This window comes from Mycobacterium palustre (assembly GCF_002101785.1).
Classification (GTDB): Bacteria; Actinomycetota; Actinomycetes; order Mycobacteriales; family Mycobacteriaceae; genus Mycobacterium; species Mycobacterium palustre.
This window is the reverse complement of record NZ_LQPJ01000136.1, coordinates 114,601-133,975: the sequence shown is the minus strand read 5'-3', so window position 1 is coordinate 133,975 and position 19,375 is coordinate 114,601. Positions and strand designations below refer to the sequence as shown.

Below are 19,375 nucleotides of genomic sequence, written 5' to 3'. Positions count from 1 at the left end.
GCGCGGACGGGACCGATGGCCGGGGTGCGCGTGATCGACCTCACCGGAATGGTCATGGGGCCGTATTGCACGCAAATCATGGCCGACATGGGTGCCGACGTGATCAAAGTCGAACCGCCACAGGGTGATACCACCCGCTACGTCTCGGTGGGGCCGGCGCCGGGCATGAGCGGGGTGTTCGTCAACGTCAACCGCGGCAAGCGCAGCGTGGTGCTCGACCTGCACACCGACGCCGGCACGCACGCATTGCGCGCGCTGGTCGAGACGGCCGACGTGTTCATCCACTCGATGCGCGCCAAGGCAATCGCCAAGCTCGGCTTCGCCTACGACGACGTCGCCGCGATCAACCCGGCGATCGTCTACACGAATTGCTACGGGTACGGGCGACGCGGACCCGATCACGACCGGCCCGCCTACGACGACACCATCCAGGCCGAATGCGGCCTGCCCGCGGTGCAACAGCAATTGACCGGCGAATTCGATTACGTCGGAAGCATCATGGCCGACAAGGTCGCCGGGCTGACCGCACTCTACGCGACGATGATGGCGCTGTTTCACCGCGAACGGACCGGCGAGGGCCAGGAAGTCGAGGTCGCCATGTTCGAAACGATGGCGTCGTTCATGCTCGTCGAGCACGCCAACGGCGCAATGTTCGACCCGCCCCTGGGTCCCGCGGTGTATCCGCGCACCGTGGCGCGCAACCGACGGCCGTACCGCACCAGCGACGGCTACATCGCCGCGCTGATCTACAACGACAAGCACTGGAACGCCTTCATGAATGCCGTGCGGCCACCGTGGGCCAGCGAGCTGTATTCGACGTTGGAACAGCGCGTCGGCCAGATCGACACCATCTACGGGCTGGTGGCCGAGACGATGAAAGAGCGCTCCACCGCCGAATGGCTAGCGCTGCTGCGAGAACTCGAGATCCCGGCGGCGCCGCTGAACACGCCTGACGCGCTCTTCGACGATCCGCATCTCAACGCCGTCGGCATGTTCGAGACGGTGGACACCCCGCACGGACCGGTGCGCTTCCCGGGCGTACCCACCTGGTTCTCCCGCACCCCCGGTCGGGTTGCCGGGCCGGCACCGGAGCTCGGCGCAGACACCGAAGACGTGCTGGCCGAACTCGGCGTGTCCGTTCGCGACGGAAAGGAATTCTGACCATGGCCGTGCCCGTCTACAAACGCATCCTCGACCTGTTCGAGGCCGAGGGCGTCAACACGTTGTTCGGCATCCCCGACCCGAACTTCGTGCACATGTTCCTCGAGGCGGAATCGCGTGGCTGGTCGGTGGTCGCGCCGCACCACGAGCTGAGCGCGGGCTTCATGGCCGAGGCGGCGTCGCGCATGACGGGCAGACCGGGGCTGTGCATCGGCACGCTCGGCCCGGGCATGGCCAACATCGCCGGGGCGATCCAGTGCGCGCTCGTGGAGAACTCGCCGGTGATCTTCCTCGGCGGGCAGCGCGCCCGCATCACCGAGCGCAGGGTCCGGCGAGGACGCATCCAATTCGTCCGCCAGGAGCCACTTTTCGCGTCGTCGGTCAAGTACAGCGCGTCCATCGAGTACGCCGACCAGACCGACGAGATCGTCCACGAGGCGATCCGGCAGGCGATGTCGGGCCGGCCCGGCCCGGCCTATGTCGAGTACCCGTCGCACGTCATCCTCGCCGAGCTCGACGCCGCCGATCCGCTGCCGCCGCACCGGTATCGGCTGGTCAACCAGGGCGCGGGCACCCGCGAGGTGGCCGAGGCCGTCACGCTGATCCGCGAGGCCGAGAACCCGATCCTGCTGGTCGGCCACGCCGTGCACACCTCCCGCACCCAACAGCCGGTCCGGGAGCTGGCCGAGCTGATGGCCTGCCCGGTGATCCAGACATCCGGCGGCACCTCGTACATCCCGGGGCTGCAGGAGCGGACGTTCCCCTACCTGTTCTCCCCGGCCGCCAACGAGGCCGTCGAACAATCCGACCTGTGCGTCGCGCTGGGCACCGAACTCGGCGAGCCGATGCACTACGGCCGGACCCAGCACTGGGCCGGCAACGACGCGAACCGCAAATGGGTGGTCGTGGAGCAGGACCCGACCGCCATCGGCGTCAACCGCCAGGTCGACGTGGCGCTGGTCGGCGACCTGCGCGGCGTGGTCCCGCAGCTGGTCGAGGCGCTCAGGGACGCGCCGCGGAAACCGGCGCCGGCGCTGCAGACCCTGATCGACAAAGATGCGAAAGAGCTTGCGGACATGGCGGAATCGGCGCCATCCGGACGTTCGCCGATCCACCCGGCGCGCTTTGTCGTCGAGGCCACCAAGGCATTCAACGAACTCAACGACGGCATCCTGGTGCGCGACGGCGGCGCGACCGTGATCTTTCAGTGGACCTACTCGCAGTCCAAACCGCGCGACGTCATCTGGAACCAGAACTTCGGCCACCTCGGCACCGGCCTGCCGTACGCGATCGGAGCGTCCGTCGCCGAGGGCGGTAACCGGCCGGTGATGCTGCTGACCAGCGATTCGGCATTCCTGTTCCATATCGCCGAGCTGGAAACCGCTGCGCGCCAGCATGTTCCGTTGGTGTGCGTGGTGGGCGTCGACCATCAGTGGGGCCTGGAGGTCGGCGTGTACAAGCGCACCTTCTCTCAGCCCTCGCCGCAGCCCGGGGTGCACTGGAGCAAGGACGTGCGGCTGGACAAGGTGGCCGAGGGCTTCGGTTGCCACGGTGAGTACGTCGAGAAGGAAGAGGAAATCGGCCCGGCGATCGCACGCGCCTACGCCAGTGGCAAAGTCGGTGTCGTGCACGTGTGCATCGATCCGAAGGCCAATTCCGAGGAGATGCCCAAGTACGACCGATTCCGCACCTGGTACGCAGAAGGCACCCAGTGAGAGAAGGATGATGTCATGCGCGAATACCTCAAGTTCTACATCGACGGCCGCTGGGTCGACCCGGTGCGACCCAACACCTTCGACGTCGAAAACCCGGCGACCGAGCAGGCCTCCGGGCGGATCTCGCTCGGATCGGCCGCCGACGTCGACGTGGCGGTCAACGCCGCCCGGCGCGCTTTCGCGGCGTGGTCGCAAACCAGTCGCGAGCAACGCCTCGATCTGCTGGAGGCGATTCTGACCGAATACGGCAAGCGCGCAGACGATCTCGCGGCGGCGGTGACCGAGGAGATCGGCGCGCCGCCCTCGCTGTCCGCCGGCCCGCAGGTGCAACTCGGGCTAGGTCACCTGGTGACGGCGATCGACGTGCTGAAGAACTTCCCCTTCGAAGAACAGCACGGGTCCACGCTGATCGCCAAGGAGCCCATCGGCGTCTGCGGGCTGATCACACCGTGGAACTGGCCGCTGAATCAGATCGCGGTCAAGGTGTACCCGGCGCTGGCGACCGGGTGCACGATGATCCTGAAACCGTCCGAGGTGGCGCCGTTTTCGGCCTACATCTTCACCGAAATCCTCGACGCGGCGGGCGTTCCGGCCGGGGTGTACAACCTCGTCAACGGCGACGGCCCCGGGGTCGGGGTGGCCTTCGCGAGCCACCCCGACGTCGACATGGTGTCGTTCACCGGGTCCACGCGCGCCGGCGTCGAGGTGGCCAAGAACGCCGCCCCCACGGTGAAGCGGGTGACCCAGGAGCTCGGCGGCAAGAGCCCCAACATCGTCCTCGACGACGCGGGCTTCGCCGACAGCGTCCGCGCCGGCGTGGCCAACATGATGCCCAATTCCGGGCAGAGTTGTAACGCGCCGTCGCGCATGCTGGTCCCGAATTCGCGGATGGCCGAGGCGATCAGCATCGCCCGGGAGGTCGCCGAAAACGTGAAGGTGGGCCGCCCTGAGGACAAGACCGCGATCGGGCCGGTGGCCTCGAAGGCGCAATTCGAGAAGGTCCAGCGCCTGATTCAGAAGGGTATCGAGGAGGGCGCGACCGTCGTCGCCGGCGGCCCGGGCCGGCCGGCGGGCCTGGACAAGGGTTACTACGTCAAGCCGACGGTCTTCGCCGACGTCACCAACGACATGACGATCGCCCGCGAGGAAATCTTCGGGCCGGTGCTGTGCATCCTCGGCTACGACGACATCGATCAGGCCGTCGAGATCGCCAACGACACCAATTACGGCCTGGCCGGTTATGTTTCGGGCGCCGACATCGACAAGGCGCGGCAGGTCGCCCGCAAGATCCGTGCCGGCTGGGTGACGATCAACCACGCCTTCGACATGAACGCGGCGTTCGGCGGCTACAAGCACAGCGGCAACGGCCGGGAGTGGAGCGAGTTCGGGTTCCACGAATACCTGGAGGTCAAAAGCACGCTGGGCTACGCGTCTTAACGGGCCATTTCACCACGAGGGAGGCCGCGATGAGATGTCGTGCCGCCGTGATCCGCGGGGTCGGCGAGGACTGGGAGATCCGCGAGATCGATCTGGACCCGCCCCGCGGCGGGGAGGTCCTGGTGCGGATGGCCGTCGCCGGGATCTGTCATTCCGATGACCATCTGTTCACCGGCGACGTGGTGCCGACGCCCGAGTCGCTGGCCGCAAGCGGTGCGCCCGCGCCGGATTGGTTCCCGCTGCTGGGCGGTCACGAGGGCGCCGGAGTCGTCGCGGAAGTCGGGCCGGGCGTGACGACGGTGCGGCCGGGGGACCACGTGGCGCTGTCGTTCATCCCCGCGTGCGGCAGTTGCCGGTTCTGCGTGAACGGACAGAGTTATATCTGCGACATCGGTGCGAGCCTGTTCGTGCGGGAGATGCCCACCGATGGAACGTGCCGCCGGCATCTCGGCGACGAAAACCTGTTGGCCTATGGCCAACTCGGCACGTTCGCCGAATACGCGGTGCTGTCGGAAAGGTCGGTCATCAAGATCGACGACGCGATCCCCTTCCATGCCGCCTCGCTGGTGTCGTGCGGTGTCAGCACCGGCTGGGGGTCGGCGACGGTGTCGGCGGGCACCGAACCCGGCGACACCGTCGTCGTCATCGGGGCCGGCGGCGTCGGGATGAACGCCCTGCAGGGGGCACGCGCCGTCGGCGCGAAATACGTCGTCGCGGTGGATCCGGTTGATTCCAAGCGGGATTCGGCCAAGATCTTCGGCGCCACGCACACCGCCGCCTCCGCCACCGAAGCGGTGCCGCTGGTCAGGGACATCACCGACGGGTTGATGGCGGACCGCGTCGTCGTCTGTCCGGGCGTGGTCCGCGTGGACCTGCTGCCGTTGGCGATGACGCTGCTCCGTAAAGGCGGGGTGTGCGTGCTCACCGGCATCACCCCGTTCACCGAGCCGCCGGTCCCGCTGGTGCTGCAGGAGATGACGCTGTCGGCCAAACAGCTCAGGGGAGCGCTGTACGGCGGGATGAATCCGCGCACCAGCGTGCCGATGCTGTTGTCGCTGTATCAGGCGGGCGCATTGAAGCTCGACGAGCTGGTCACCCGGCACTACCGGCTGGAGCAGATCAACGAGGCGTTCGCGGACCTGCGCGAGGGCCGCAACATTCGCGGCATCATCGACTTCGCCGGCGCGTAGCGCCCGAAAGCCCCCGCCGGGTCACGCGGGTTCAAAGTGGCGGCGGATTCCGGCCAGCATCGCCGCGTGCGCCTTGACCGCCTCGCGCGTCGTGATCGCCGCCAGCGGCCGGGGCGCCGCGATCCGGATGCGCTCGGTGATCCGGGTGCCGCCCTCGATCGGTGTGAAGCTCACCCTCCCGCGCAGCCGCACGCCCGGTGACTGATCGGCCTCCGTGAGCACGTCGCCGTCGGCGAAAACGCGCAGCCGCGCCCGATACGTGATTCGAATGCTGAAGGGCCCCAACGGGACCCGGTCCACCACCCGATAGCTTTGCAGGTACCCGCCCGGCGTTTGGGTGCGCGAGGTGGCGCGCACGGACACGATCAGCGGATGCACCAGCCCGATGTTGTCGAGGTCGGCGTAGAAGTCGCGCACGGCGTCCGGCGGCGCCGGAACGTCCTCGGACAGCGCCCGCTCGGCGTGGGCGACCCACCAGCTCATCCGAACAGCTCCGCTGCGAGATCGGCTGTGCGCCACCAGACCAGGGCGGCGAACGCCGCCAACGCCAGGACCGTCGCCGCGGCCTGGACCGGGGTGCGGCGTCGTCGCGGCGGGTAGACGTAGGCCGCGGCGACCAGGCCGCCGGTGACCAGCCCGCCCACGTGTCCCTGCCAGCTGATCCGCTGGGAGCTGATCGCCGGGACCACGAACGTGAAGGCCAGGTTGACCGCGATGACCGCGACCACCCAGCGGACGTCAAGGGTGAGCCGCTTGGCCACCACCAGGGCGGCACCGAAAAGGCCGAAGATCGCGCCCGAGGCGCCCGCCGTCGCCGTGTTCAGCGGCGAGATCAGGTAGACCAGCACCGATCCGCCGAGGCCGCTCAAGGCGTACAGCACGCCGAAACGCAGCCGCCCCAACCACGTCTCGAGCGGGGGACCGATGACGTACAGCGCCCACATGTTGAACAGCAAATGCGTTGGGCCGTAATGCAAAAACGCCGCGGTCGCCAGCCGGTAGAGCTGGCCGTCGGCGACGGCCGGCGGCCACAGGCTCAGCCGCTTCTCCAGGTTTCCCGACGCCATCTGGGCGATGAATACCGCGACATTGATCGCGATCAGCACATAGGTTACGACCGGTGTGGCCGACCGCTGCACACCGCCGAAGCGGGTCCGCGGCCGCGGCACCGAGCGGGCGCCGGCCTCGACACACTCGACGCACTGGTGACCGACGGCGGCGGCGCGCATGCAGTCCCCGCAGGCGTAGCGTTCGCACCGGTTGCAGCGCACGTAGGTCGGGCGCCCGGGATGCCGGTAACAGGTCGGGGCCTCGGCCGGCGACCCCGGTGCGCTGGGAGCACTCACCGGACCATTCTCGCCCGCGGCGAGCTGTTTTGCGGACCGTCGCGGTGCCCTACGCTGTGTTGCGTGGAGTCACCGAGGTGACCGGGATCGGCGGCGGGGTCGTCGAGCGCTACCTTCAATGCCTGGCCGCGCACGACTGGGACGGCCTGGCCACCACGATCGCCGACGAAGGCCTGACGCGGGAGGGCCCGTTCTGCGACGTCGTCGAGGGCAAGCAACACTACGTCGCCTACCTCCGCAAGGTGCTCACCAATCTCGAGGGCCACCGGCTGCAGGTGCAGCGGGTCTCGCACGTAAACGACCGGTTGTCCTACGTCGAATTGACGGAGGCGTTTCAGATCGATGGGGCGCCGGCCGCGTGGCCCGAATGCATTCTCTTCGAGCAGGGCGACGACGGACTGATCTGTCGCGTCAGCGTGTTCTTCAAACAGCCCCCGGCCGGCACCGCTTAGCGGTCCATGCGGTCTATTCCCTCGCCCGTGGAATTGACCTAACGTGTGATAGATGGAGCCAGACGGAACGCCGGAGACGGTGCCGGTCGAGAAATTGCACTCGGGCGACCCGATCACCGATTGTGGTCAACGGTACATAGTCCTCGAATCGAAAGCGCTCGGCGACAGCTGCGTGGTCCTCGAACTCGAGTCCCGGGTGGACCATCAGCTGCAGGTCATCGAAAAGTCCTATCCGGCCGGGTATCACGTCGGCCGTGCGAACCACCATATCTTGTAGCCGTTTTCCGCCGGCAACACCGCGATGCGTAGCCCTTCGACGGCTACCGCGTCTTCACGTCATTGCAGGCGACGCCTGGCCCACATTCCAAACGCCTTGTGGCGCAACGCAACTAATTTGGCGCGTTTGGCCCCACCGTAAACCGGTAATCTTGTGCCCGGGGACGCGACTGCACCCCTGATAACTGAGCTATTCGACCCGCCAAGTCGTCGGTGTCATCGCGTGGCCGTCCCGGCGGGCGGAGCTGTGGACAGGCCTTCGACGCGCCGGGATCATTGGGCGCGGTAGACGAAATCGAAGGGTGACGGAATGAAGATTCCGGGTGTGGCGAGCGTCGTGGCCGGCGTGGCCGGGGGGGCCGCGCAGGTGATGCGGGTCGGCGTGTCGACCGCGGCCGGCGCCGCCGGCGCCGTGCAGACGCTGGCCAGCCCGGTGGCCGAGCTGGCCGGCCCGGTGGTCCAGTCGATGGCCCAGACGACCGGGCGGGCGGTCGGGATAGGCGTTGCGGCCAAGCGCCCCGACCGGGTCGCGCCGCCGGTGCGCTGGCGGAGCGGGCGGCGCGTGCACCTCGACCTCGACCCGCTGCTGCCGTTCCCCGCGTGGCACGAACACGCGCCGGTGGTCGAGGAGCCGGTTCGCCGGATTGCCGGGGTGGCCTCGGCGCACGTCGAGGGCGCGCTCGGGCGGCTGGTGATCGAAATGGACAGCGCCGCCGACGTCGACCGCGTCCTGGACGAGGTGCGCGAGACGGTCTGCGACGTGGCCGCAGACCTCGCCGCGACCGGGCCCAAGGCGGTCACCCGGACGGCGCCCTTCGCCGACCCGGGTAACCCGTTGGCGATCCTGGTGCCGGTGACCGCCGCGGCCATGGACGTCGCGGCGATCGGCGCCGCGGTCACCGGCTGGCTGGGCCGGCTGCCCATGGCGCCGCGAAGCGCGCGGGCCGCGGCGGCCCTGCTCAATCATCAGCCGCGCGTGGTCGCCGTTTTGGAATCGCGGTTGGGTCGGGTCGGCACCGACATCGCGCTCAGCGCCTCGACGGCGTTGGCCAACGGGCTGACCCAGGCGGTCGGCACCCCCCTGCTCGACCTTGCCCAACGCAGCCTTCAGGTCTCCGAGGCGTCGGCGCACCGGCAGCGCTGGCGCGAGCGGGAGCCGGAACTCGCCTCACCGAATCGGCCACAGGCCCCGGTGGTCCCCGTCATCTCGTCGGCCGGACCCAAGTCGCACCAGCCACGACACAACTCGGCCGCCGCGGCCGCGGGCGAGGTCTCGCACGTCATGGTCGGCGGGGCCATCGACGCCGCCATCGACACCGCGAAGGGCTCGATGGCCGGTCCGGTGGAGGAGTACGCCGATCAGGCCGCCAACGCCTCGCTGGTCGCCGCCGCGGGCGCGCTGCTGGCCGGCGGCGGCACCGAGGACGCGGCGGGGGCGCTGCTGGCCGGCGTGCCGAGGGCCGCCCACGTGGGCCGCCAGACGTTCGCCGCGGTGCTGGGCCGCGGCCTCGCCAACGCCGGGCAGCTGATCCTCGACCCGGGCGCCCTGCGCCGCCTGGACCGGGTGAAGGTCGTCGTCATCGACGGGGCGGCGCTGCGCGGCGACCACCGCGCCGTGCTGCAGGCCCGCGGCGACCTGCCCGGCTGGGACGAGGACCGCGTCTACGAGGTGGCCGACGCGCTGCTGCACGGCGAGGAGGCCCCCGACCCCGACCCCGACGAGCTGCCGGCCACCGGAGCCCGCCTGCGCTGGGTGCGGGCGCAGGAACCGTCGACCGCACCCGCGCAAGGCCTCGAACACGCCGACCTCGTGGTCGACGGCGAGCGCGTCGGCAGCGTGGACGTCGGGTGGGAGGTCGACCCGTTCGCGATCCCGCTGCTGCAGACCGCGCACCGCGCCGGCGCCCGGGTGGTGCTGCGCCACGTCGCGGGCACCGAGGACCTGACCGCCAGCGTCGCGGTGAGTCATCCGGCGGGAACGCCGCTGCTGGGGTTGGTGCGCGACCTGCGGACCGACCGTGGCCCGGTGCTGCTGATCACCGCGCTGCACCGCGACTTCGCCTCGACCGACACGCTGGCGGCGCTGGCCGTCGCCGACGTCGGCGTGGCCCTCGACGACCCCCAGGCGGCCACGCCGTGGACCGCGGACATCATCACCGGCACCGACCTGGCCGCGGCGGTGCGCATCCTGTCCGCGCTGCCCGTGGCCCGGGAGGCCACCGAGGCCTCGGTGCGCCTCGCCAAGGGCGGCAGCACCCTGGCCGGGCTGCTGCTGGTCACCGGCAGCGAACCCCGCACGGTCAACCCGCTGGCCCTGCGGCGCTGGCTCAACCCGGTCAACGCGGCCGCCGGGGCCGCGCTGATCTCGGGCGCGTTCTCGGCCACCCGGGCGCTGCGGCAGCCCGACCCCACGCCCCAGCCGCTGACCGCCTGGCACGCGCTGGATCCCGAGATCGTGTACTCGCGGCTGGCCAGCCGGACCCGGCCCCTGGCCGTCGAGCCCGGCACCGCACCGTGGCGACAATTTTTCGACGACCTGTCCTACAACCCGGTCATCGCGCCGCTGCGCGGCCCGGCCACCCGGGTCGGGCGGCTGCTGTCGGCGACGCGCGCCGAGCTCGCCGATCCGCTGACCCCGATCCTGGCGGTCGGGGCGGCGGCCTCGGCGATCGTCGGCAGCAACGTCGACGCGCTCCTGGTGGCCGGCGTGATGACGGCCAACGCGATCGCCGGCGGAGCGCAGCGGCTGCGGGCCGAAGCGGCGGTGGCCGAGCTGTTCGCCGAGCAGGACCAGCACGCGCGCCGCGTCGTGCTGCCGACGGTCGCCACGGCGCACCGCCGCCTGGAGGCGGCCCGGTCCAGCGAGCGGACCGTCACGGTGAGCGCGAAATCGCTGCGCCCGGGCGACATCATCGACCTGGCCGCCCCCGAGGTGGTGCCGGCGGACGCGCGGCTGCTGGTGGCCGAGGACCTCGAGGTCGACGAGTCGTTCCTAACCGGCGAGTCGCTGCCGGTGGACAAGCAGGTCGAGCCCGTCGCCGTCGCCGACACCGACCGGGCCAGCATGCTGTTCGAGGGCAGCACCATCGTCGCCGGGCGCGCGCGGGCGATCGTCGTGGCCACCGGCGCCGGGACCGCGGCGCAACGCGCGATCTCGGCGATCGCCGACGTCGAGTCGGCCGCCGGGGTGCAGGCGCGGCTGCGGGAGCTCACCAGCAAGGTGCTGCCGCTGACGCTCGCCGGCGGCGCGGCGGTGACGGGTTTGGCCCTGGCACACCGGGGTTCGCTGCGCCAAGCCGTCGCCGACGGCGTCGCGATCGCCGTGGCGGCCGTCCCCGAGGGACTGCCGCTGGTGGCCACCCTGTCCCAGCTCGCCGCCGCCCAGCGCCTGTCGCGGCGCGGGGCGCTGGTCCGCACGCCGCGGGCCGTCGAGGCGCTGGGCCGGGTGCAGACCATCTGTTTCGACAAGACCGGCACTCTCACCGAAAACCACCTGCGCGTCGTATGCAGCGTGCCGCACGGCAGCAGCGTCGACGGCCCGTTCCCCGCCGCCGGCGACCCGGCTGCGGCCGAGGTGCTGCTGGCCGCCGCGCGCAGCTGCGGCGAGCCCCAGAACGGGCAGGGCCACGCGCACGCCACCGACGAGGCCATCCTCACCGCCGCGGAATCCCTTGACGGCCAGGGGGACCCGGACTGGAACGTGCTGGCCGAGGTGCCGTTCGAGTCCAGCCGCGGCTACTCCGCCTCGATCGGCACCCTCGGCGACGACGCCCGGCCGATGCTGCTTGCCAAGGGCGCCCCCGAGGAAATCCTGCCGCGCTGCCGGTTCGCCGATGCTAACGGCGAGCTCGACCACGCCGAGGCCCTGGTGTTGCGCATGGCCGAGCAGGGGCTGCGGGTGCTGGCGGTGGCGCGGCGAGTTTGGGAGCGCGGGACCACCGAGGAGGACACCGACGCCGACAGCGTCGACGCCGCCGCGCGCGACCTCGAACTGATCGGCTATGTCGGATTGGCCGACACCGCACGGGAATCGGCGCGGCCACTGATCGAGGCGCTGGTCGAGTCCGGTCGCAGGGTGGTGCTGATCACCGGCGACCACCCGGTGACCGCGCGAGCGATCGCCCGCCAGCTTGGCCTGCCGTCGGATGCGCGGGAGGTGAGCGGCGCCGAGTTGGCCGCCCTCGACGAGGACGCCCGGGCCAAACTGGCCGCCGACGCCCAGGTCTTCGCCCGCGTCAGCCCGGAGCAAAAGGTGCAGATCGTCGCCGCGCTGCAGCACAGCGGGCAGGCCGTCGCGATGGTCGGCGACGGCGCCAACGACGCCGCGGCGATCCGGATGGCCGACGTGGGCATCGGGGTGAGCGGCCGCGGTTCGTCCGCCGCGCGCGGGGCCGCCGACATCGTCTTGACCGACAACGACCTCGGCGTGCTGCTCGACGCGCTGGTGGAGGGCCGCGGCATGTGGGGCGGGGTGCGCGACGCGGTGAGCCTCCTGGTCGGCGGCAACGTCGGCGAGGTGCTCTTCACGATCATCGGGACCGCGCTGGGCACCGGCCGCGCGCCGGTGGGCACGCGCCAGCTGCTGCTGGTGAACCTGCTGACCGACATGTTTCCCGCGCTGGCGGTCGCGGTCACCCCGCAGTACCCCCAGCCCGAGGAGGCCGAGGACGGGACCGACCGCGACGCCGACGAGCTGCAGCGCGCGTTCCAGCGCGCGGCGCTGGCCGAACCGGCGCCGTCGCTCGACGCCCCGCTCATGCGCCAGATCGTCACCCGCGGCGCCGTCACGGCGGCCGGCGCGACCGCGGCGTGGGCCATCGGCCGCTGGACCCCGGGCACCGAACGCCGCACGTCCACAATGGGACTCACCGCGCTGGTGACCACGCAGCTCGCCCAGACGCTGCTGACCCGCCGGCACAGCCCGCTGGTGCTGGGCACGGCGCTGGGCAGCGCCGGTGTGCTGGTCGCCATCGTCCAAACCCCGGGCGTGAGCCAGTTCTTCGGGTGCACGCCGCTGGGGCCGGTCGCCTGGTCGGGGGTGATCGGCGCGACCGCCGGCGCCACCGCCGTCTCGGTGCTGGCGCCCAACTGGCTGGCCAAAAGGGTCGAAGCCCTGGAGCCCAAACAGGGGTCATAGCGGGCTCAGCCCGCCGACAGCTCCTTGCGCACCACCTTGCCCGCGGGGTTGCGCGGGATGGCGTCGACGAGGTGGATGTCCCTGGGCTGTTCGAAGCGAGAGACCTTGCCCTTCAAGTATTCCCGGAGCGCCGTCGGGTCGATGCCGCTGTCCGGCTTGGCCACGACGAAGGCGGCCAGCCGCTGGCCGAACCGCTCGTCGGGCACCCCGATCACCGCGTTGTCGGCGACGTCGGGGTGTTCGGCGAGCGCGTTTTCGACCGCGCGCGGATAGACGTTCTCCCCGCCGGAGATGATCATGTCGTCTTCGCGACCGACGATGAACAGCCGGCCCGCGTTGTCGAAATAGCCCATGTCCCCGGTGCTGGTCATGTTCTCAACGACGGCCTTGGCTTTCTCCGCGCCCGAGCCGCCGGTGTAGCCCTCGCCGGCCAGCTCGCCGCCGACAAAAATGCGGCCCGTCACGCGCGGGCCGACGGGCCGGTCGTTCCTGTCGAAGATGCGCACCGGGCAGCCCGCGACCGGCCTTCCGACCGTCTCGGGGGCGTCCCGCAGGTCCGCCGGCGTGGCGAGGGCGCCGATGCCCACCTCGGTGGAGCCGTAGCCGTTGTAGAGGATGTCGCCGTAGGCGTCCATGAAGCGCTGCCCCAGCGTGGGGTCGAGCCGATCCCCGCTGGACAGCACGACGCGCAGGTAGGGCACCGGGTTTCGGGCCCGCACCCGCTGCGGCAGCTCCAGGATGCGGGCCAGCACCACCGGGACCGCCGTGAACGCGTCGGCGCGATGCAGCGACGCCTGGGCCAGCGCGGCCTCGGCGTCGAAGTGGCGATGGGTCAGCACCGTGCCGCCCAGGGCCACCGTCAGCATCAGCATGCCCAGGCCCAGCCCGTGAAACATCGGCATCGCCACCGAGATCCGCGACCCGGTGCGCAACCCGGTGCGGTCCAGGATCGTCACCCACACGCCGACCGCCGACCGCAGCTGCGGGCTGCGCGGCACGCCCTTGGGCTTGCCGGTGGTGCCCGACGTGAGCAGGACGATCCGGCCAGGCGGGGACACCGAGGGCCGCGAACCTCCGTCGCGCGCAGCGACGGCCGCCGGGTCGACGACCGTGAGCGACGGCTCGGGTCTGGAGGCGGCCCGGGCCCGTTCGGCGAATTCGTCGTCGGCGACGATCGTCGTGATCGCGTGCGCGCCCACGGCGGCCGCCAGCGCGTCCACTTGGAATTCGGTGTTGACGAGCACCACGTCGGCGCCCAGCAGTGCCACCGCGAAGAACGCCTCGACGAAGCCGCGCCCGTTGCGGCACATGACCCCCACCGCCTGGCCGGGCCCGACTCCGGCGCCGGACAGCTCGGAGGCCAGCGAATCCGTCCCACGCCGGAGCTCGCCGTAGGTCAGGGCGCCGTCGTCGTCGACGATCGCGGTCCGGTTCGGCCAGCGCGCCGCCGTGACCGCCAGCAGCGTGTAGGGGTTGGTGCCGCCGCGGCGGGCCTCGAGCAGCAGGCGGAACCCCGCGGCCGGGGAAGGCGGGCTCAGCAATCCCGACCGCAGCAGCGCCCGGGCCGCGGTGGCGAGCACGCCGTCGGCGATCATCGACGGGCCTCGGGGGCAGCGGGATCGGCGAGGAAGCGGCGGTGCCACAGCCGCGCGGCGCGCTCGGCGGGGCCGGCCAGCAGCACCGAGGCCAGCTCGGCCGGCCACACCCACGGCGGCTCGTTGGTGCGGGGCCGCTCGATCACCGCCTTGGCGATCGCGTCGGCGGCCTCGTCCGGGGACAGGCCCGGCAGCCGGCCCAGGATCGGCGTGGGCTCGATCATCCGGGTGCGGACCAGCGCGAAGTAGACCGACGTGACGTCCACGCCGTCGGCGTGCAGCTCCGGCGCCACGCTGCGCAGCCACCGGTCGAACGCCCCCTTGGACGCCTGGTACGCCCCCCACTGCGGGCCCGGCGCGACACGCACGCCGACGCTCGACACGTTCACGATGTGCCCGCCGCCGCGCTCGCGCATGGCCGGTAACAGCCCGAGCAGCAACCAGATCGGCCCGAGGTAGTTGATGGCGATGGTGCGCTGGAAGTCGTGCGGGCGGTCGTACTGGTCGTGCAGCGAGCGGCGCAACGACTTTCCGGCGTTGCTCACCACGATGTCCAGCGCGCCGTGGTTTTCGTTGATCCGCTTGGTCAGCTCGCCGACCGCGGCCTCGTCGCTCAGATCGGTCGGGTACGCGACGGCGCGACCGCCGCCGGCATTGATCGCCGCGGTGAGGTCGTCCAGCCGTTCGGCCGACCGTGCGACGACGAGGACGGTCGCGCCCGCGGCGGCCATGCGGCGGGCCGTCGCCTCGCCGATGCCATAGGACGCGCCCGTCACCAGCACCGTCTTGCCAAAGACGGCGCGGCGCAGCTTGTCCGGATCGGAGACCCGCGCCGGATTGGCCATTCGGTCGGCGGCGCCCGCGATCACCCTTGGCAAGGCGTTTTTCGCGTTCTTCAAGGGCTGCGGTATCACGTTCACGTTCACTGCCGTGTCCACTCGGAAATTGCGCGCCGAGGGCGCGGCTGTGGCTTCACCGGTCCCTCGACTCGGGCTCTAGCTAGCAGACCACACAGGCAACGGGCCCCGCGCTTCGGCCCGGCCTAACACCGCGTCGACGGGCGAACGGAAAACCCAAGTCCGACAGCGCGCGTGGTAGTCACACACCTGCGATAATTGCCAGGGAACTCACTGTTTAGGCACACGTACAGATGGGCACCTTTGCGGCATGATTGCACGTCACATCCCTCGTCACCTTGGTTCCGCGGTAGTTGCGGCCACGGGCCTTAGCGCCTCGGTTTTCGCCGCTACCCTCCCCTCCGCCTCCGCCCAGCCGTGTCCGGACGTCCAGGTGGTGTTCGCCCGGGGTACCGGTGAACCTCCTGGCGTCGGACCAACCGGGCAGGCCTTCGTCGACAACCTGCGCTCGCGGGTGGGCGGGAAGTCGTTGGACGTGTACCCGGTGAACTACCCCGCCAGCAACGAGTGGGACACCGGCCTCGACGGCATCCGTGACGCCGGCGCGCACGTGGTCTCGACGGCCCACGACTGCCCCAACACCAAGATGGTGCTCGGCGGCTACTCCCAGGGCGCGGCCGTGATGGGCTTCGTCACCTCGGCCGCCGTCCCGGACGGCATCGACCCCGCCGCCGTGCCGAAACCGATGGACCCGGAGGTGGCCAACCACGTGTCGTCGGTGGTGCTGTTCGGCATGCCCAACGTCCGCGCGATGAACTTCCTCAACGAGCCGCCGGTCGCGATCGGCCCGCTGTATCAGCCGAAGACCATCAAGGTGTGCGCCCCCGAGGACCCGGTCTGCTCTGACGGGATGAACTTCGCCGCGCACGACACCTACGCCTCCGACGGGGCGATGATCGACAAGGGCGCGATTTTCGCGGCCAACCGTCTCGGCGAGGGTCCCGCGCCGGCGGGCGGGGGTTCCCCCGCGCCGACGGCCGTCGTCGCCTCCCCGGGCGGGGGCTTCGGCAGCTGAGTCTGGTTTGCATCGGGGACTGGCCCGTGTCCGGGGCTAGTCCCCGATGAACCCCTTGTTGCGCATCAGGGCGTCCGCCAAAAACCCGTCGTGCGGGATCTGCGGCGCCGCGGAGAATGTCGGGCGGCCGAGGTAGACGTTGGCGACCGTCGGTTCGGCCAGCAGGTCGTCGATCAGGTCCCCGTCACCGGTGATCGCGGTGACGACCAGCGAGTGCCGCAGCGGCTCCACCCCGGCGCCGCGCGGCCACGGGGCCACCCACACGCAGGGGAACGGCAATTCGATGTTGAGCTTGCCGACGTCGGGTTCGGCCATCAGGTGCACCGCCGGGCGCAGGGCGGCGCGGCCGTCGCCCAGCGCCGCGACCACCTGGCCCGCACCGAGAAGCGGCGTGGTGCCCGCCGCCTTGGCCGCCAGGTAGTTGGCCAGCGCCCGCGCCTTCTCGACGGGCTGGGTGGGCAGGATCGCTCGCTCGTCCTCGGTGGGGAGCGCCTCGATCGTCGCCAACCGTTCGGCGATCGCCGCGGCCAGCGGGGCGGGGTCTCCCTCGTAGAGCACCGCCGTGGCGTTCACGCACGCCATTCCGCCCAGGTTGGCGATCGAGTCGACGACCAGGTCGAGATATTCGCGCCAGTCCCGGTCGGCGGTGATGAGTATCTTGGCGCGTCCGGGGCCGTTCACGATCACCGAGGGATCGCCGGCGTATTTGTCGACGACGTCCTGTCCGCCGTACACCATGGCGAGGTCGGCCGAGCGGATGATGCCGTCGGCGCCGCCGTGGTCGGTGGGCAGGTAGACCGCATCCTCGGCCCGAAACCCCGCCTGGCGCAACGCATTCACCAGCCGGTGGCCCGTCAGCGGCTCCCGGCGTGACGGGCGCAGCGCCACCCGGTAGCCCAGCGCCAGCGCCTGCGGCCACAGGCCGTGCACGCCGGGCCCGTTGCCGGCCGCGTGCACGGCGAACACCTCGCCCCGGCGCGCCCACACCGCGCCGCCGGCCCGGGTGCGCCCGTCGCGCCAGTCGAAGCCGGCCCCGGTGGGGCGGGCCGGCCGCACCGCATCGAACGCCGCGGCGACGGCGGCGGCCACGCCGCGCGCGCCGGCGCGGGTCACCGCGATGGGCAGCCCCGAAATCCGGCTCGCCAGCCCGACATAACCCTCGAAGCTCAGGCCGCCGATCTCGGCCGTCGCGAAGGCTTCGGCCGCGTCGGCCAGCGCCGCCTCCCGCCGCGCCAGCGGCAACGGCCGCACCGCACGCTGGGCGCCGATGGTGCGCGAGACATACAGCGGCGGAACGATGCTCAGCTCGGCGACCGCGACGCCGGCGGTGCTCACGATCACCTCGCGGTTGCGGGTGCGGTATCGGCCGCTTGGCCCGAGCGCGTCCAGGGGCGCCAATTCCGTTGTGGCAGCCGCCGCTTCGGGCCCCATGCTCAATACACGCCCTCGATGACGTCCTCGCCCTCGAAGGTGCGCACCGGCCGCACCTCGCTGACGGAGTCGCTGAGCTGTCCGGCCGGCCCGGGCATCCGGATCGCCAGGTCGCGCTCCAGGTTGTTCGGGATGAACATGCCCTTGCTGACGTGGTGCATCACCACCTGGCCGCGCTGCCCGTACGGCACTCGCTCGCCGGTTTCGGGGTCGACCACCCAGAACACGACGTACGGCGTCCGCGGTTCGAAGACGAACGAGCCGCCGTCGGCGATCCGGGTGACCGCTTGGGAAAGCACCATGGTGCTGCCGAAGGCCATGGTGATGGTGGTGGCCGGGAAGATCTCGCGCAGCAGGTCGAGCGTGTCGAGGTCGACGTGCGCCCCGCTGAGCAACAGGTAGCGGATCTTGGCGTTCACCAGCTCCACCACCCGGTCGTTGCGGGCGATGGCCTCGAGCAGCGGCGGGGTGGTGTGCAGGTTGGCGACGTCCTGCGTCTGCAGGACGAACACGGCCTGCTCGACCACGTGCTCGACGTAGGCGCTCACCTCGGCGGCCGCGTTGCGGGCGGCGAGCTTTTTCACCCAGCGCGGGTCGATGTCGATCGGGTGGAATATCGCGCCGAGCCGCCCCGCCACCAGGCGGGAGAAGTAGCCGACGCCGTGCGGGCCGCTCGGCATCAGGCACAAAAAACCGCGGCCGGGCACGAAGCCGCCCGCCGCGAAGTCCTGCGTCTGCCATTCGACGACCTGGTCGATCCAATCCGGCAGCTGCACAGTGCGTTTCGGGGCGCCGGTGGTTCCGCCGGATTCGAATATCTGGGGCACCGGCGGGGCCGACCCGTAGCCGCGCGGGATGAGGTCCTCCACCGGCACCGCGCGCAGCTCGTTGACGAGGTTGGGAAACAACCGCAGATCCGCGAAGGTGTTGACGTCGGTCACCGGGTCGAAGTCGAGCGTCCGCGCGGCTCGCAGCCAGAACGGCGAGCCGGTGTCCTCGCCGAAGTGCCAGGCGATCGCCGCGCGCAGGTAGGCCTCGGAATCTTGCACCGGTGCCGACCTCGGGACGTCCAACAGCGAAAAATCGCCCATGCCGTCGATCCTGTCGCATCCCCCAAGGGCCGACAACCGTGCGGGCCGGCCGCGGGCATACGCGCGTTGAACGTTGGACGATGGCCGGGGAAACTCTTCGGTGCGACGGGGGTTCGGCGGCCGTGGCGTCAGGAATGTGCCAGGGTGGCCAAAGCCGTAGGGCCGCGCACCGGGCGCCGGCCGCGAACCGGCGAGACGAGGAAGACGAATGCGCTACATCGCATTGGAGGAAGCGTTTTCCATCCCGGAGCTGACCGGGCTGCGGCCGGCCCACCAACAACTGATGTATCTTGCGAAAGTCATTGCGCGCCAGCCCGACCGGTTCCGGGATTCGCCGCGTTGCCGATGCAGGAACCGGCGGCCGCGGCGCGGGAACTCGAACGCGCCGTCACCCAGCATGGGCTGTGCGGCGCGCTGGTCAACGATTGCATCAGCGGGCCGGGCGGGCGCTACCTGGATGCCCCGGCATACGACGAGCTCTGGTCGGCCCTGGAATCGCTTGGCGTGCCGCTCTATTTGCACCCCGGCGCGACGTTGATCCTGGGGCACATGGGCGAGTTCTTGCCGTTCCAGCGCAGCCGGCTGGATTCGCGCTACGCCACCCTGAGCGCC

Annotated in this window: 14 protein-coding genes and 1 pseudogene; 9 read left to right on the top strand and 6 right to left on the bottom strand. The window is 70.9% G+C overall.

Translation table 11 applies throughout. The features are described from left to right. Positions 1 to 15 precede the first annotated feature (15 nt). Genes AWC19_RS23815 through AWC19_RS23800 form a run of 4 tightly spaced genes read left to right on the top strand, consistent with a single transcriptional unit; the run spans position 16 to position 5,503 of the window. Positions 16 to 1,161 carry a CaiB/BaiF CoA transferase family protein gene (locus AWC19_RS23815; protein ID WP_085080681.1) on the top strand — a complete coding sequence of 382 codons (1,146 nt, stop codon included), beginning with the start codon at positions 16 to 18 and terminating at the stop codon, positions 1,159 to 1,161. A gap of 2 nt (positions 1,162 to 1,163) precedes the next feature. Continuing rightward, positions 1,164 to 2,876, top strand: coding sequence for a thiamine pyrophosphate-binding protein (locus AWC19_RS23810; protein ID WP_085080544.1), 1,713 nt, complete (start codon positions 1,164 to 1,166; stop codon positions 2,874 to 2,876). A 15-nt stretch (positions 2,877 to 2,891) separates the two neighbouring features. Then, on the top strand, positions 2,892 to 4,313 hold the full coding sequence (locus tag AWC19_RS23805; RefSeq protein ID WP_085080543.1) for an aldehyde dehydrogenase family protein: 1,422 nt from the start codon (positions 2,892 to 2,894) through the stop codon (positions 4,311 to 4,313). 47 nt (positions 4,314 to 4,360) lie between these two features. Beyond that, entirely contained in the window at positions 4,361 to 5,503 is a 1,143-nt protein-coding gene (locus AWC19_RS23800; RefSeq protein WP_085080542.1) for an NDMA-dependent alcohol dehydrogenase, read from the top strand. 21 nt (positions 5,504 to 5,524) lie between these two features. Here AWC19_RS23800 and AWC19_RS23795 read toward each other — a convergent pair whose 3' ends face one another. Continuing rightward, positions 5,525 to 5,986, bottom strand: a complete 462-nt coding sequence (locus AWC19_RS23795; protein ID WP_085080541.1) for an SRPBCC family protein — start codon at positions 5,984 to 5,986, stop codon at positions 5,525 to 5,527. Then, complete coding sequence (locus AWC19_RS23790; protein ID WP_085080540.1) at positions 5,983 to 6,849, bottom strand: rhomboid family intramembrane serine protease; 867 nt, start codon at positions 6,847 to 6,849, stop codon at positions 5,983 to 5,985. The genes AWC19_RS23795 and AWC19_RS23790 overlap by 4 nt, the downstream gene beginning before the upstream one ends. A gap of 44 nt (positions 6,850 to 6,893) precedes the next feature. On the opposite strand from AWC19_RS23790, the gene AWC19_RS23785 reads away from it, so the two are divergent. The 3 genes from AWC19_RS23785 (at position 6,894) to AWC19_RS23775 (ending at position 12,714) form a co-directional block, all read left to right on the top strand. Continuing rightward, a complete protein-coding gene (locus AWC19_RS23785; RefSeq protein WP_245849285.1) occupies positions 6,894 to 7,301 on the top strand; it encodes a nuclear transport factor 2 family protein in 408 nt (135 codons plus the stop codon). 52 nt (positions 7,302 to 7,353) lie between these two features. Further along, positions 7,354 to 7,578, top strand: coding sequence for a hypothetical protein (locus AWC19_RS23780; protein WP_085080539.1), 225 nt, complete (start codon positions 7,354 to 7,356; stop codon positions 7,576 to 7,578). A 309-nt stretch (positions 7,579 to 7,887) separates the two neighbouring features. Further along, the gene (locus AWC19_RS23775) at positions 7,888 to 12,714 is read left to right on the top strand and encodes a cation-translocating P-type ATPase (protein WP_085080538.1); all 4,827 of its coding nucleotides are present in this window, start codon (positions 7,888 to 7,890) and stop codon (positions 12,712 to 12,714) included. 5 nt (positions 12,715 to 12,719) lie between these two features. On the opposite strand, the gene AWC19_RS23770 is transcribed toward AWC19_RS23775, so the two are convergent. Both AWC19_RS23770 and AWC19_RS23765 read right to left on the bottom strand, forming a co-directional pair. Next, positions 12,720 to 14,309 (bottom strand): AMP-binding protein, encoded by a 1,590-nt coding sequence (locus AWC19_RS23770; protein WP_085080537.1) that lies wholly within the window; start codon positions 14,307 to 14,309, stop codon positions 12,720 to 12,722. Further along, positions 14,306 to 15,154, bottom strand: a complete 849-nt coding sequence (locus AWC19_RS23765) for an SDR family NAD(P)-dependent oxidoreductase (protein WP_085080679.1) — start codon at positions 15,152 to 15,154, stop codon at positions 14,306 to 14,308. The genes AWC19_RS23770 and AWC19_RS23765 overlap by 4 nt, the downstream gene beginning before the upstream one ends. Before the next feature lie 322 nt (positions 15,155 to 15,476). On the opposite strand from AWC19_RS23765, the gene AWC19_RS23760 reads away from it, so the two are divergent. Next, positions 15,477 to 16,241: a cutinase family protein gene (locus AWC19_RS23760; protein WP_085080536.1), complete on the top strand. Its 765-nt coding sequence runs from the start codon at positions 15,477 to 15,479 to the stop codon at positions 16,239 to 16,241. Positions 16,242 to 16,277: 36 nt separating this feature from the next. On the opposite strand, the gene AWC19_RS23755 is transcribed toward AWC19_RS23760, so the two are convergent. Together AWC19_RS23755 and AWC19_RS23750 are read right to left on the bottom strand one after the other, a co-directional pair. Further along, positions 16,278 to 17,639 carry an aldehyde dehydrogenase family protein gene (locus tag AWC19_RS23755; RefSeq protein ID WP_169718150.1) on the bottom strand — a complete coding sequence of 454 codons (1,362 nt, stop codon included), beginning with the start codon at positions 17,637 to 17,639 and terminating at the stop codon, positions 16,278 to 16,280. A gap of 35 nt (positions 17,640 to 17,674) precedes the next feature. Further along, a complete protein-coding gene (locus AWC19_RS23750; protein ID WP_085080534.1) occupies positions 17,675 to 18,763 on the bottom strand; it encodes an AMP-binding protein in 1,089 nt (362 codons plus the stop codon). Between AWC19_RS23750 and AWC19_RS31455 the strand changes: the two are divergent. Beyond that, positions 18,677 to 19,345, top strand: a pseudogene (locus AWC19_RS31455) (amidohydrolase family protein); the annotation flags it as partial. The gene AWC19_RS23750 and the pseudogene AWC19_RS31455 sit on opposite strands and share 87 nt — an antisense overlap. Positions 19,346 to 19,375 lie beyond the last annotated feature (30 nt).

Coding starts and splice junctions, on each gene's coding strand:
- AWC19_RS23815 (WP_085080681.1), top strand. CDS start 16: ATGGCCGGGGTGCGCGTGATCGACCTCACCGGAATGGTCATGGGGCCG.
- AWC19_RS23810 (WP_085080544.1), top strand. CDS start 1,164: ATGGCCGTGCCCGTCTACAAACGCATCCTCGACCTGTTCGAGGCCGAG.
- AWC19_RS23805 (WP_085080543.1), top strand. CDS start 2,892: ATGCGCGAATACCTCAAGTTCTACATCGACGGCCGCTGGGTCGACCCG.
- AWC19_RS23795 (WP_085080541.1), bottom strand. CDS start 5,986: ATGAGCTGGTGGGTCGCCCACGCCGAGCGGGCGCTGTCCGAGGACGTT.
- AWC19_RS23780 (WP_085080539.1), top strand. CDS start 7,354: ATGGAGCCAGACGGAACGCCGGAGACGGTGCCGGTCGAGAAATTGCAC.
- AWC19_RS23775 (WP_085080538.1), top strand. CDS start 7,888: ATGAAGATTCCGGGTGTGGCGAGCGTCGTGGCCGGCGTGGCCGGGGGG.
- AWC19_RS23770 (WP_085080537.1), bottom strand. CDS start 14,309: ATGATCGCCGACGGCGTGCTCGCCACCGCGGCCCGGGCGCTGCTGCGG.
- AWC19_RS23765 (WP_085080679.1), bottom strand. CDS start 15,154: ATGGCCAATCCGGCGCGGGTCTCCGATCCGGACAAGCTGCGCCGCGCC.
- AWC19_RS23760 (WP_085080536.1), top strand. CDS start 15,477: ATGATTGCACGTCACATCCCTCGTCACCTTGGTTCCGCGGTAGTTGCG.
- AWC19_RS23750 (WP_085080534.1), bottom strand. CDS start 18,763: ATGGGCGATTTTTCGCTGTTGGACGTCCCGAGGTCGGCACCGGTGCAA.